The sequence below is a fragment of the Acinetobacter sp. CS-2 genome, assembly GCF_016599715.1.
Classification (GTDB): Bacteria; Pseudomonadota; Gammaproteobacteria; order Pseudomonadales; family Moraxellaceae; genus Acinetobacter.
On the sequence record NZ_CP067019.1, the window covers coordinates 288467 to 302098 of the forward strand.

Consider the following 13632-nt stretch of genomic DNA (forward strand, 5'->3'; position numbering starts at 1 on the left):
CATGGGATTCAGCGGACGCTTACTTAATTTTTTTCTTCTTTTAAAGTAATAGTAGTAATCCCAATTTTTCTTAGAGCATTCAATAAAGTTGATTCACCCTCTGACAAACCAGCAGATTTTGAGTGTCTAAAAACAAATAACTGGGTAACCATATTGGAGCCCAAGATGGTTGTTGTATAAGAGCCTTCTGATAAAGGCAGACTTTCCATGAGATCAGAAATATACTGTTCAAATTGTTCTAGGGTTCTTGACCTAAATATTACTCCAGCATGTCCACGTTCCTTTAGGACGCTTTCTCCATATACAGTTGAAACATAAGTCGCTGGTTGTATATCGAAAATATAAACTGGTGGGGAATTTACAAGAGATAATCGAATGACCAATGCCCCACGGAGTGCTGTCTTGGATGAATCAGCGTAACACCAGTTTATATGAGCTTGTTCTTCTGAACTTGTAATAAAGGCCATAAGAGTTGGTTTATCATCGTAATCAAATTCTTCCTCAAAAGTGTAATAGTGTACTGCATTGACAATACTGGGATTTAATCTGCGTGCTTTTAAGCAAGCATTCCAAAGGCCCATAATTCTTCCATGATCTGGAGCTTCAAACTCCGTTGCCTTATCTTCATCAGTAGTTGGCTTGATTTGGGAGTTAAGAACGTCTTTAGAGCTATCTGGTTGCCCTGTACCAATTGTATTTGTTTCCTTTGTATTTTTCTTTCTTTGTGGTTGGGTGATGGTTTTTTCATGTTTTGTTTTACTTTTCTCTCCTACTGGTCCTGTTCCTAACCAGGTGAATTCATGACCTAAAATAACTGATTGTGATAATGGTTTGCGCCCCCCTTGATCTTCAGATACGTTAATCTGACCAGGACCTAGTTGCAATTGAGGAGGATTAGGTGAGTTAACATCTACAGGTTTTTTAATGCGGTGAATTACTTTTGGAACGCGTCTGATGAGTGTTTGATCAGGTAATTCTATTCCAAGAATAGTCAAGGCTAAAAAGGCATTGGTGTTAGGGAGACAGAAACCTGAAACCCTAATTTTTCTCGTTTCCTCATGCCACGGCATTACTTTAGGATATATATGATTTCTTTGAGTAAAATCATCATGTTTTGCAATACTGCTAAATAAGATCCTTACGGCATCCTGGGTATATTCGCTGTATTTATAGTAGGCAATAAATACATGATCATCTAATGTGAGGCTATCACCTATAAGGATAGTCCAGATATTTTCCTCTTCTGGGTGAGGGGTGTAAAGCCGTTCATGTCTTTCGGCCTCATCATATGTCGTCAGAATTCTAGGAAGTTCTGTAGAGATACCATATCCTCTCACCAGAAATTCAAAACAAGGTACGAGAAGCTCCTTATATTCCTGATCCTTTAAAGAGAAAGAAATACAATTCTCACGTTGGCCTGGATTAATATAAAATTTATTCCTATCTGAGAAGAAATGATCTATTTTCCCTGTCTTTTCGTCTCGCTTATATGTTTGAACATAGGTATGTTTAAAATCCGTATGGTCAATATCAAATTCCCGTATTTCCAAGGGAATATATTTAACCAATCGTTCATGGTGCCAAACTGTGCCAATAGGCCAAGACACCAAATCTGTTATATTGGCATCAATAAAAATAAAATTATCTGTGGGTGTGTCATCTTCCAGAAGTTCCCTAAAAGCAACATGAACTTTAGGTTGAATAGTTCTACGATCAGCTTTTGCGTAAGCGTCCGCTGAATCCCATGCCTATTTTTTAATTTTGGTCGGATTTCCAGCGGTGTGGCAGTAATTCTTCTATTTGGGTCACTTTATGCGTCGGCAGCCTTTTCAGCACATCACTTAAATAGGCATACGGATCCAGTCCATTCAGCTTTGCTGACTGGATTAAAGTCATGATATTGGCAGCTCGTTGGCCGCTGCGCAGCGAACCTGCAAACAGCCAGTTCTTACGTCCCAACGCCCAGGGGCGCATCTGATTTTCAATCCAGTTATTGCAAATCGGTAGATTGCCATCATCCAAATAGCGGCTTAAAGCTGGCCAACGCTTCAGAGTGTAATTGATGGCCTTGGCGGTGGGAGAACTCGATGGCACCGTCAGATGATGTTGGTTGAGCCATTCATATAGTTGTTGCATCACCGGTTGGCTATGCTGTTGTCGGTATTCGCGGCGGTCTTCCGCTGTACCATCCGTCTTTTTCCTGAGTTCTGCTTCTATGGCATACAGTTTCTGAATCAGCACTAATGCCTGTTCAGCGACCTGACTTTTCCCGGTCACATGCAGTTCATGGAATTTACGACGTGCATGGGCCATGCAGCCCACCTCAATGACCTGGCCTGATTTAAAGCGTGCTTTATAACCACTGTAATCATCACAGACCAGATGACCCTGCCAGCCTTTCAGGAACTCTTCAGCATGCTGACCTGAACGACTATCCTGAAAGTCATAGATCACCGCTTGAACTGGATTGTACTGTGTGGTGGCATAGGCCCAGACATAACCTTTCTTCGGTTTTTTCTCATCATCACCCATCCGCATGATGGTGACCGGCGTTTCATCGGCATGGATCACCCGCTGTTGCAACACCACCTGTTTTAAGGCATTAGCCAGAGGTTCCAGTTCCACACCGCAGCGACCAATCCAGTCAGATAAAGTGGATCTGGACAGATCAATGCCAGCCCGCTGATAGATCAGGCGCTGACGGTACAGCGGTAAATGATCGGCATACTTCGATACCAGCACATGGCTGAGCAGTTCAGGTGAAGCAATGCCTTTATCAATCACATAGGCAGGCATCGCTTGCTGAGTCAGGGTGTCACACTGATCACAGACCCATTTGCCACGGACATGCTGTTCCTTGTAGAACTGTGCCGGTCTGAAATGCAGTTTTTCACTGATATCTTCGCCGATACGACGTAACTGGCAGCCACAACTGCATTGGGTTGATGCAGGTTCATGCTCAATACGGATGGTGTGTAGATGATCTGGCAGCAGTCGACGTTTAGGTTTGTTGACTGTGGCTTTCTGTGTCGCTGCATGGGTTTTATCTGCATTTAATCGTTCTAATTCCAGATCAACGGCTGCGATATCTTCTTCGACCGCCTCATCCCATAGATGGATTTGTTTTGCGGTGAGATGTTCGTTTTTACTGCCGAATTTATGCTTTTTAAACAGCGCCAGTTCATGCTCGTATTTTTGATTGAGAATAGAAAGATGCTGAACTTTGGCATCCAATTGCTGGTTTGATTTTTCTAATTCTTGATTTGATTGTGCCAGAGACTGATGCTGCATCGCCAACTGCCGGGTAAATTCCAGCAGTTGTTCATGGGTCAGTTGGCTTAAATCAGGCAGCGTATTCATGACCGCAGTATGCCTGAGGTCATGAAGAGAATGAAATAGAACGTTTGGAGGATGGCAGAATAGCCGAGCTTGGTTTAGAGCATCGTGACCACCTGCTGTCGTCCAATGCGCTGCCAAGGCAAACCCTGGATTAATGCCTGTAACTGTTCCGGGTTGAGAGCTACGTTTTCACCCTGGTGAACTTTAGCCCAGTGGAATTTTCCCTGTTCCAGCCGCCTGGCACACAGCCAGATGCCCAGTCCATCATGTACCAGCACTTTCATACGATGGCCACGTTTATTACAGAACAGGTAGGCGCAATGCGGTTTGATTGAGCCAAAGGCTTTCATAATCTGCGCCATGGCCGTATCCATTCCTGCACGCATATCCATGGGCTGAGTAGACAACCAGATTTCATCGATACGGATCATGTTGCCAGCACCTTGAGTAATTCTGCCAAGGCAGGTATTTCTGATACTTGCCATTTCAAGCCAATTTCTGCTTTTGAGTGGGGTAAAGTAATTTGAACTTTTAACATGTCAGTAGGAGTAGGATCTAATGGTGCAGAGCAAGATAAGGCAATAAATGCAGGTTTATTCGGTAGTGGTGAGCGATCACTCCCTGGCTTAGCATCAATTAAGCGAATCCATTTGGATACAAGATTTGTATTCAATCCATGTTGCAAAGCGACTGAAGCAATTGAAACGTCCGGTGCTTTACAAGCCTGAACGATCTGCTGTTTAAATTCAGCACTGTATGTTCTTCGTTTTTTCGCAAGAGGTGCGATGGATGTCTGATTATTTGTAGTCATAAATTTAAGTCCCCACTTGTTTCTAAGTGGGGACTAAATTAAGGCTTATAGGATGAATTCAGAAGGTGTGTTCAGCGGACGCTTACGCTTTTGCTAACGCCCCATACCACCAAACCATTAAGAACTTTTCAGCATTGGATTCAAGAACTTTGAATGCGGGTGATTTTTTTTTATCTGAAGAGTTATCCGTATTTTCTTCATTAGAATGATTGTTCATGATCAACCTCTCTATTGGTAATATTATCGACTAGTTAATTCTTCTTATAAGTTCAGTTCGGCTGTAGGGATGTATTGCCCATCTACCCAATCGTAAAGCTGGATATCACAAACACCATTCAAGCGATGTCCCAAGGCCATGGCAAAAACTGAGGGTGCTTTAATAAAGAGGTGTAATTTAGATAACTTATTTTCAGATTTGAATGAAACTAAAGCGGATTTTGCCTCTCTGATAGCAAGATTTAGAGTTTCCATATTATCAATGGCATGAGAGCTTTCTAAATTCAGTCTAGGTAAGCTCTTTACTTCATTAGTCGTAGAGTCAATGTCTTTACCTATCGCTGTAGGAAATCCAATAGTGACTATGGCTTCAGTTTCACTCTGTAGCTCAACAGAGTCGATTTTAGTAAAAAATTGTCCCTCTTTCTGTTTATGGTCATCAGTGCGATAAATGAGGCCATTATGTTCTATTTCGAGTAGGAAATTACGTGTGGCACTAAAAACATAGCCAAGCATACATGCAGTGGATATTCTTTGTTTGCCATCTATAAGGAGGGTTCTACGGTCACCACTATTATGAATGAAATCCCCAATCGATACTGCTTTTTTGATTAGGCTGTTCCAGTCGCTGGAGGTTTTTTGAGCACGATCAGGACCATTGAAATCACTAATATCTAAGTTTAAGTCTTGGTGCTGACTGGATGACGCTGAAAGATTAATTTTAATAGGATCTGATAGCCATTGGGTTCTATCTTCTTCAAGAGCATGGCAAATAAAATTTTCAAAGTCTTTGCGATGTATTGGACCAAAAGAAGAACGAGAAATCAGGTTTTTAAACTGATCTCTTAACTGTTTGGCTTTACGTGTAGTGAGTTCGATATTGGATAATTTCTCTTCTATTTCGCCTATAAATACAGAGTCGCTATCTTCCGCATTGAAAGACAGGAAATCAACATGATCAAGTGCAAACTCAGCAAGTGAGGTTTCGAATCCCTTATCGCTACACCACTGAAGAATATCCTGACGACTTTTTTGTAAAATCACAGAATCTGCACTGTATGAAGAGCCAACTCCTCTAATTCTTTCAATCTGGGCAAGAAATGGGTGAAGTGTAGAGGTATAGAGTGGGCATACTAAACCAAAGCGAGTAAATTCACTTGATGGAATATCAAACGCCTCCTTGAAGCGCTTAATTTCTTTCCAGAAGTCTGTAGAAGTCAGCGAATGATTTTTAGCTTCATACATGACACGCTGGAAATCTTTCTCTGAAGAGAAGTAGCAAACCTCAACATCACCTATTGATTCACTCACAATGTGACTAAAAGCACTTTCAGATAGCCATAGTGGCAAGTTCTTTAATACAAAAGCATCTTGATATTCAAACCCTACTCGTGCAATTGCACCACCAGTTGATTGTTTTTCTAACAGACTTGCACTCATTATTATCTCTCTAAATCTAGGTTGGATCGGTAACAGGAACCATCTGGTAGGTAGGTGTGGGCGCTGCCCTCAAGATGATTGTTTTTTAAATGGAAAATCAGTAAGACTACAAAATTTGCACCCACTTTTGGATCGGACACCAATTCCCTCATGGTGTGATGGTCTTTACTGCTGGGTTGTACACTAAAGAGAGGATGGCTATGCCATTCACCTAAATAGTTAAATTTTTGATAATTATTGTTTGTTGATTTATGAAAAAGGCGGATTGCTTTAATAGCATCCGTAATTCCACGTACAAAGGATGCTATTGTTCCACTCTTTTGAACAGTTAATGAGCTAACTCTAAAATGGTTTGTACCTATATGCTCACCCATTAAAACACCGCCACATTCGTGGGTTCCAGACTTCAAAAGGGCTTTTATCAGTAAAATTTGTATATCAGTAGGAATGGATATTGTCAGCATCAGTATTAACCTTTCATCGGTTCAGGTTCTTCAATAGAATTGCCATTTTCACTTTCAGATATCTGTTTATCCGTAGGAGATTCTGTTACTAACGCACCTGAACAATCGATAGGATGAGTATCAAAAGGACATTGAAATATCCAATATTTACGGAACCCTATTAAATATGCTGAATAGGGATAAGAGGATTGTTCATCAATTGTACATAAAGTATCTAATGTGAACTGCGTCATAGACGCTGCAAGAGCCGTTACATCTGCATCTGATGCAATATATGTTTGGCTTTGTGTTTGAAAACCGTAATTATTAACTTTGCCCTCTGGAATTGGTTCCAACGTTTGTAAGACACCATAAATATGATTGCGAAGTTCTAAGGGGGAGGCATCTAACGTTGGACGACTACGGGCCATCATTGCGCCACCACCGCCACCAAAGATTTCACCCCATACCATTGGAATGTGTTTTCTTTTAGCAATTGCAGCTAATGTTAAGAACGTATGTGTATTTGCTGTCGCATCAATAATCAGATCACATGTGGCAATGGCATTAGCGATATTGGAATTTAAATGAGGATTTTCCTGTCCACCAATTTGCATTTCATACGTTTCAACTTGCATGTCTAATACTGTTCGTTTTAATGCTCTTTCAACAGCATGGGTTTTAGCAAAGCCAACATCTAACCAGTTGAGTTCATTACGGACAAGATTGTGTGGGGCCAGAATATCATCATCAATAAGTAGAAAGTTTTTACAGCCCGACCGTGCCAGTGAAATTGCAATTTTACTTCCTAACGATCCAAGACCTACAATTGCTATCCTTGTATTATTGAGATGGCTAAATTGTGCTGGCAATCTTTGATTCTGATCATCATGTAGATTAATAGCAGGATAACTTACGAAAAGTGGTGCTGTATTATTAATCAAGAATAGTTCCAAGTTACCCTTTAAGTCATATAACAATATAGGCTGTATGGAATTTGTGAATTCCTCCTGAGCAGGCCATAAATTGCCTAAAAAGGATTCTAATGAAACTCGGTCATTTACGGATTCCTTTAATTGAGGAACAGAATCAATTCGTATTGCCCATCCAGACAATTCAAATCTTTCATTAGAAAACGATGGTACGATGTCAGGTAGAGGTTTGTTCTGAATATTTGTTGGAACAATAACGGTTTTGTCTCGAAAGCTTGAGATGGCAATCTTAAAGTCCATTTTCTCAGAATCACTACCCAAGAGTATGTGACGTAACATAGGTGTTTCAATGAACCTTTCTGAAACACCTCTTAATTTTTGACCTATTGTTTCAGAATGCCTAGATGGTACAGGTTCTACATTCATCTCCAATACAGTCATTGCATCTGTTAATAAAAGAAGCTGGGCACTTCTAACTAGATCCACTCCACTGATATTGGTATTCCAATTATCTGGGCCATATTCTAGACACAGCACTCCTGAACCACCATACTGGTGTAAGATACTCCATCTTTCACCAGATTTTTGTGGGCGTATATATGCTGGTAGCTCTGGGAAAAGCTCTGGATATACTAAAACACCATTAAAATCTATAGTTCCTATCTTTAGAGAGAAGTTCAAATGCAGTTCATTTGTGTCTGTTGAGTTCCACTCCTGAATCTTAAAACTATTTTTCTCTTTCTCAAGATCAGTCAATAACTGCCGTTCTTGAGCTAGGCGTTCTAATGGTGTTTTTAGCAGTTCCATTACGCAAAGCCTCCTGGTTTATTTGGATAAACAGGGGTTGATGGAAATGTTAATCCCGCACCTAGAGCAGAACGGATTAAAGAGCTGGCCATATCAGCAGAGTTTGCACTTTTGTGTGATGCCGAACGTGGAAAACGATTACCCAGAACCTGCCGCCATAGGGCTAATGCTTTATCATCATCTGTTTCATTTAAGGCGTTTCGTGCAATAGCAGCTTGTTCTTCTACCTTTTCATAAAAAGTTTTGAACTCATCTGCTGTGACCGCAGAAAAAACATTATTGCCTGCAACACCAGGATCTTCTAAATGTGGGATTATGCCAAGTGACGCATAAATTCTATAAGAATCCCTGATTGTTTCTAAAAGAGAAACAAACAACTTTTCATAATTGGATTCGTAGTAATTCATATGCTTGGCAACCAGGCATTCTAAAATGAATCCTTTTGGTCGTTTTAAATCAGATAAGTTCTCACGACGCCACCATTTAAATAGCTTCACAAGAGGCTTAAATCGACCATTTGCATTTTTATTCACCTCAACAGTCCACTCGGTATGGGCTGGAGGATTGGTAACTAGCCATTCTTCAAGATGAATGTCTGGAATCAGATAGCCACCATATCCGTCTGAAATGATAGGGACAACATCCATATCAACTTTTTTCAACTTAACATTTACTGAGCGACGATTAACTGTAAGATCGGTATATCCAATATCCTTTAATGCTGTATGGACTGTATCTAGGACAATTTGGGGATCATCGTTAATTGTATGGTTGGTGCGAGCAATAATATCTACATCTGGTCTTTGTGTAATCCCGCCTATGGTGGTCGGACGTACTGCCGTATTTCTTTTATAAGAACCTGATAAGAACGTATGCACATGTACTTTGCTGAATTCATTATGCACTTTTAAAGCATCACGAAGCGTATTATGTGCGCTTGAACAATCATTAACCGTTGTTGTAGATGGTTCAATATCGGAAAGTAGGTCAAGAAACTGCTGTTGAGTTGTCATAATTCTCTCTGAGCCCATGTATTAAAATGGGGCATAAAATTAAGTGCGATCAGAAAAATTAAGTAACCTACTACTGTGAACTTTGTTGCATAGCAGTAGGTTATTTAACCTTGTTTACGATATTGAGTTTGAGTTATCAGGATCATCCGATTTTTTATTACGGATAGTATCCTTTTCTTCTTTCAATGGCCGAGTTCTGGGAAATTTAAAATATCCAGTTGGATGGACAATAATTTTTCCAGATTTATGGCGATAAGATTTACAAAACACGAAGTCTTGATTTTCGGTAGGCATTGTTAGCCCTCCTATTTTGGCAGCTCGTTTTTCAGGGCGCATACCAAAATAAGCGGGTAAATCTTGAGATTTACGGGCCTAAATGTTAGAATGGGGTTCTGACAGCCAGATCTAACATGAGGTATGCGTAGGGCTTAGAGCCATATGCCTTTCCTGTGTGAAAATCTATCAAGCCGACTCTACCCAATAGAGTCGGCTTTTTAATTTATGAAACCATCTCAATAGTCTCCATTGAATCTAGGTCAAAATAATATAGTTTTTTAAAGTCATCTTCATATAAGTCAAATAATTGCGATAACTCACTAATGACAGATGTTGATGTTTTTTTTGCATCTATTGCGTAGTCAAAGAGCATTGAAGCTACTCTATATGTCGGTTCTCGATCTAATTCATTTGGTTCAACTTTACGATAACCACGCATAGCCATCTGCCGCCATAAATTGGCACTTTGACTTGAAGTTATAGTTCCTAACTCTGACGCCCTATAGATTAAGGCCGCCATTGAGGTTTTCCATTCCTTTTTAAGTCTTAGGTAATAAGCTAAATTGGTTGAACCTAATTGATCAATAATTTTTTCTTCTGGCATTAAGAATTCGGCAGCAAAGTCATTTGCTTCTTTTTCCATGAATTCAGATGGCTCTTCATGGAGGACCAAATGCCCAAGTTCATGTGCTAATGTGAAGCGTATTCTGTCATTTGGCTGGTTTGCATTTAGAAATACGCATGGAGATACACCATGCATTTTTAAGGATACGCCATCAACATTGTTATCTTTAAAGTCGCATAAAAAGACTAAAACCCCTGCATCTTCCACAGTGGCAGTTAGGTTTTCAAGAGGTTCATTTCCTAACGCCCACAATGATCTAAGCTTTTTAGCCGCTTCTTGAGGGGTGTTTACATCTAGACCAATTTTAAAAGTTGGTAAGGAGTTTTTTCTTTTTGGTACATTTGTGAACAATTCTAATGTTTGTACATGGCCCATTTTTAACATCATTTCAGCATTCATGCGGCTCAATGCTTTAGCTGTGGTAGAGCTTTTTTTTCTGTATGCATGCAAACTAATTGGCAGTGCATTTAGCTTTTCAATATGTTCGAAAAATCGTACAGGGAAATGTAGGGCATTGGATAGATTATGGATAACTTCATCGGAGGGTTTTAAGTCCCCACTTTCAATTTTAGATAATGAAGCCTGGGTAATAGACTGTCCCATTTCAGCAATTAGTTCAGTTTGACTAAGACCACGAAAATTTCGTGCAATACTAAGCATGTCAGGATTGAAATGAGTCATATTTACCTCCAAGATCATTGACTTACAGATCAAGTTAATCGAATGATAACTGAACAAAAAAGCTTATGCAAATTTTTCTTCAAATTATTCCTAAATTGTTTCTTTTTTATCTTGTGTTGCTTTATGTAGTGGTAATTTTGGTTTTTAGCACAACATATAGTGTTTTTGATTTTACATTTTATTTGAAAGATTTTAATTTCGCTATAGAATCTTATGTCAAAATTTGAGCATTAAAATATTTGGGTAAAGATAGAGGATGATCAGTGTTCTTATAAGGGGCAGTTTGACTTTCGATTATTTAGAAAATGTATTTTTATTAAATATTTGACCATTTGGAGGGAATTCTAAAGAGATTTATTCTTGCTAAAATTAGGTTTAAGGACGATTGCTTCCTTTTCTCCCAGAGTGTAATTAAATAAAGGATTTAAAATGAAGATGAATTTGAATAAGGATGGAAAAAAACGTATTCACTTTATAATCAGAGAGCTTGATAAGACTCAGAATGAAGTAAATAAAATTTCAGCTTCAGTTCAGATAGACGAGGATGATCAATATCAGCGTATTAATAGAGCATATTTTCAGTTGTTCCAAACACATTATCTTTCCTTTAAATTACTTATGAAAGAAGATCATTTTTCCTCCGCTGTCGTCGTAGCTCGTACGATGCTAGAAATATATGTTAGGTGTTTTTATTTAGAGTTTATAGAACAGCCTAAGGGGACAGATGTTGAAACGTTAATTACTCAACCAAAAGACTTTGCTAGTTTTTTTCAGATGAGTACAGCTTTAGATAATTTTGAAGACCCAGACAATGGAGATTTTCATAAACACTTCAAGCAATTCACAAAGCAAGGTAAAGCTTTGTACGAGAAGTATTCAACTTTCACACATGGTCGTGGTGAGCTACTGAATGTGCTATTTAAAGGTAAACAACCTGTCTGTGCCTATGAGGATATTGAAAGTATATTGCTGACCCTTAATGGCATGTTACAGGTGTTTGCAATGCAATTTCTACATATGAATGCTAATGAAGCATTGAAAAAAAGATTGCTTGATAGAATGCTTAAAACTGAAGAAACTTTTCTTAATCATGGTATAGGCCAACCAGACTATTATTCTAATTTAACCTCTTGGTGAACTAAATAGGAAATGAGAGAACAACAGTGCAAAACTGTTTTTCTCTCAATATACTATCGCTTCCATTTTCTAAGTCGCATAGTTGTTTGGAATGTCGCATAGTTGTTTGTAAATGACAACCCCCTCCCACCAAGGCAATTGCGGAAGCAGTATGATGTGGTGCACGAAAAGGGCGCTGCCCAAAAGGATGCGAGCTATTGGCAACCGAGTAAATACTGGCTACTTCCAGATTTTCCTGCATGTCCAGAGGGGGCAAAATACTGGCCAGCCGTGAAGCCAACAGTGTTTTTCCTGTACCTGGTGGGCCTTTAAACAATAGTGAATGTCCACCAGCGGCAGCAATTTCCAAAGCCCGTCGCGGGCGCAATTGACCTTTGATATCGGCTAAATCAAATTTGTACTGATTGATTGGATTGCTGCTAGGGGCTTGATATTGCTGAAGCGGATGTTGTCTGGATAAATGTTCACAGACATTTTTGAGATGGTGGGCAGCAAACACTTCAAAATTGGGCAGTTGCGAAGCATCTTGGGCATTCTGTTCTGGCAAAATCAGTTGATGTCCAGACTGCTGGCAGGCAATGGCAATGCTTAAAATACCGCTGATGGGACGAAGTTGACCATCCAGGGCCAGTTCACCAATAAATTCCAGCTGATCTGTCACATTTTCAGGTAGTTGGCCTGAAGCGATTAAAATTCCTAAAGCAATGGGCAAATCCAGACGCGAGCCATCTTTGGGTAAGTCTGCAGGCGCTAAATTGATGGTGAGACGTTTGGTGGGGAATTGGAAACCACTATTAATAATGGCAGAACGTACCCGGTCTTTACTTTCCCGAACTGCTGCTTCAGGCAACCCAACAATGGTTAAAGAAGGCAAGCCCTGACTGACATGAACTTCCACCTCAATTAAAGGTGCATGAAGTCCAAGCAGACCTCGAGTGTAAATTTTAGCAAAAGACATTTATTATTGTTCCATTGTGGTGCGTTATTTTTAATCGTTTTTGGTCTTTTTATGCACTAAACAAGTGCTTATTTATTGTTCTTGATTTTAATTTCTAAAGCTTCAACCTGTTTAAGCAGTTCATTCAAGCGTAGGTTGGCATTATTTAATGCAGTACGTTGACGTTCAATTTCTTCTTTGGAAACCAGATCCATCTTGCTGACTGCTTCGTTCAGTAAGGCACGTAAATTATGCTCAACATCTTTTTTCGGTTGATCGAGCTGTTCCATTATGGCTTGTAATAAGGTTTCAATCATTGCAGTACCCATATAAGGATGGAGAAGTGGTGCTAGTGTAACATTGCTGCTACCTGGACCATAGTCCCACTCAACCGGATATAGCTTTATCCGATGTTTAAAATCGTTAATTTTATAGTAAAAATGTCTAGTTTCTGGAATTCAGACTACATGTAAAAGGATAAAATAGGTTATAAAGAAAACTCGCGTCAAAGTTTCTATTTCCCCCAACCTTAGAATTTTTGGCACGGAATTTGAACATAAAACCTTACTGGTGAAAGAAGCCGAAGGAAAACAAACATGAAGCTCGTAACTGCAATTGTAAAACCCTTTAAATTGGATGATGTGCGTGAAGCACTCTCTGACATTGGTGTTCAAGGGATCACCGTAACTGAAGTCAAAGGCTTTGGTCGTCAAAAAGGTCATACTGAACTTTACCGTGGTGCAGAATATGTTGTTGATTTTTTGCCTAAAGTAAAAATTGAAATCGCGATTAGCGATGAAATGGTTGATTCAGTCATTGAATCGATTACCCGTGTAGCAAGCACAGGAAAAATTGGTGACGGTAAAATTTTCGTTACTAATTTAGAACAAGTCATCCGTATCCGTACCGGTGAAACAGGTGCAGATGCTGTTTAATTTGGCATGAAGTTTGCTGAGTAGCTAATAACTCACAAAA

General features: G+C 39.5%; 13 protein-coding genes and 2 pseudogenes. 2 read left to right on the forward strand and 13 right to left on the reverse strand.

The genetic code is table 11. The annotated features are described in order from the left end of the window. Positions 1 to 23 precede the first annotated feature (23 nt). The 11 genes and pseudogenes from JFY49_RS01310 to JFY49_RS01355 form a co-directional block, all read right to left on the reverse strand. Positions 24 to 1730: pseudogene (locus JFY49_RS01310) on the reverse strand (hypothetical protein); the annotation flags it as partial. Between the two features lie 25 nt (positions 1731 to 1755). Continuing rightward, on the reverse strand, positions 1756 to 3360 hold the full coding sequence (gene tnpC, locus JFY49_RS01315) for an IS66 family transposase (protein ID WP_200222996.1): 1605 nt from the start codon (positions 3358 to 3360) through the stop codon (positions 1756 to 1758). A 74-nt stretch (positions 3361 to 3434) separates the two neighbouring features. Then, a complete protein-coding gene (tnpB, locus tag JFY49_RS01320; protein WP_162689812.1) occupies positions 3435 to 3770 on the reverse strand; it encodes an IS66 family insertion sequence element accessory protein TnpB in 336 nt (111 codons plus the stop codon). Next, on the reverse strand, positions 3767 to 4150 hold the full coding sequence (tnpA, locus tag JFY49_RS01325) for an IS66-like element accessory protein TnpA (protein ID WP_200223207.1): 384 nt from the start codon (positions 4148 to 4150) through the stop codon (positions 3767 to 3769). Before tnpA ends, tnpB begins: the two co-directional genes overlap by 4 nt. A gap of 82 nt (positions 4151 to 4232) precedes the next feature. After that, a complete protein-coding gene (locus tag JFY49_RS17610; protein ID WP_265092672.1) occupies positions 4233 to 4367 on the reverse strand; it encodes a hypothetical protein in 135 nt (44 codons plus the stop codon). Positions 4368 to 4411: 44 nt separating this feature from the next. Next, entirely contained in the window at positions 4412 to 5806 is a 1395-nt protein-coding gene (locus tag JFY49_RS01330; RefSeq protein WP_200223517.1) for a dsDNA nuclease domain-containing protein, read from the reverse strand. Positions 5807 to 5808: 2 nt separating this feature from the next. Next, positions 5809 to 6270 (reverse strand): Mov34/MPN/PAD-1 family protein, encoded by a 462-nt coding sequence (locus tag JFY49_RS01335; protein WP_200223518.1) that lies wholly within the window; start codon positions 6268 to 6270, stop codon positions 5809 to 5811. A gap of 5 nt (positions 6271 to 6275) precedes the next feature. Next, on the reverse strand, positions 6276 to 7988 hold the full coding sequence (locus tag JFY49_RS01340; protein ID WP_200223521.1) for a ThiF family adenylyltransferase: 1713 nt from the start codon (positions 7986 to 7988) through the stop codon (positions 6276 to 6278). After that, a complete protein-coding gene (locus tag JFY49_RS01345; protein WP_200223527.1) occupies positions 7988 to 9001 on the reverse strand; it encodes an SMODS domain-containing nucleotidyltransferase in 1014 nt (337 codons plus the stop codon). The genes JFY49_RS01340 and JFY49_RS01345 overlap by 1 nt, the downstream gene beginning before the upstream one ends. A gap of 114 nt (positions 9002 to 9115) precedes the next feature. Then, the gene (locus JFY49_RS01350) at positions 9116 to 9295 is read right to left on the reverse strand and encodes a hypothetical protein (RefSeq protein WP_001141891.1); all 180 of its coding nucleotides are present in this window, start codon (positions 9293 to 9295) and stop codon (positions 9116 to 9118) included. Positions 9296 to 9500: 205 nt separating this feature from the next. Then, the gene (locus JFY49_RS01355) at positions 9501 to 10583 is read right to left on the reverse strand and encodes a helix-turn-helix domain-containing protein (protein ID WP_200223529.1); all 1083 of its coding nucleotides are present in this window, start codon (positions 10581 to 10583) and stop codon (positions 9501 to 9503) included. A gap of 429 nt (positions 10584 to 11012) precedes the next feature. On the opposite strand from JFY49_RS01355, the gene JFY49_RS01360 reads away from it, so the two are divergent. Next, positions 11013 to 11720 (forward strand): hypothetical protein, encoded by a 708-nt coding sequence (locus JFY49_RS01360; RefSeq protein WP_200223531.1) that lies wholly within the window; start codon positions 11013 to 11015, stop codon positions 11718 to 11720. A 112-nt stretch (positions 11721 to 11832) separates the two neighbouring features. Here the strand turns inward: JFY49_RS01360 and JFY49_RS01365 are convergent. Next, positions 11833 to 12678, reverse strand: a pseudogene (locus tag JFY49_RS01365) (YifB family Mg chelatase-like AAA ATPase); the annotation flags it as partial. A gap of 68 nt (positions 12679 to 12746) precedes the next feature. Further along, complete coding sequence (locus tag JFY49_RS01370) at positions 12747 to 12974, reverse strand: accessory factor UbiK family protein (RefSeq protein WP_086195417.1); 228 nt, start codon at positions 12972 to 12974, stop codon at positions 12747 to 12749. 279 nt (positions 12975 to 13253) lie between these two features. On the opposite strand from JFY49_RS01370, the gene glnK reads away from it, so the two are divergent. Next, entirely contained in the window at positions 13254 to 13592 is a 339-nt protein-coding gene (gene glnK / locus JFY49_RS01375) for a P-II family nitrogen regulator (protein ID WP_086174160.1), read from the forward strand. Positions 13593 to 13632 lie beyond the last annotated feature (40 nt).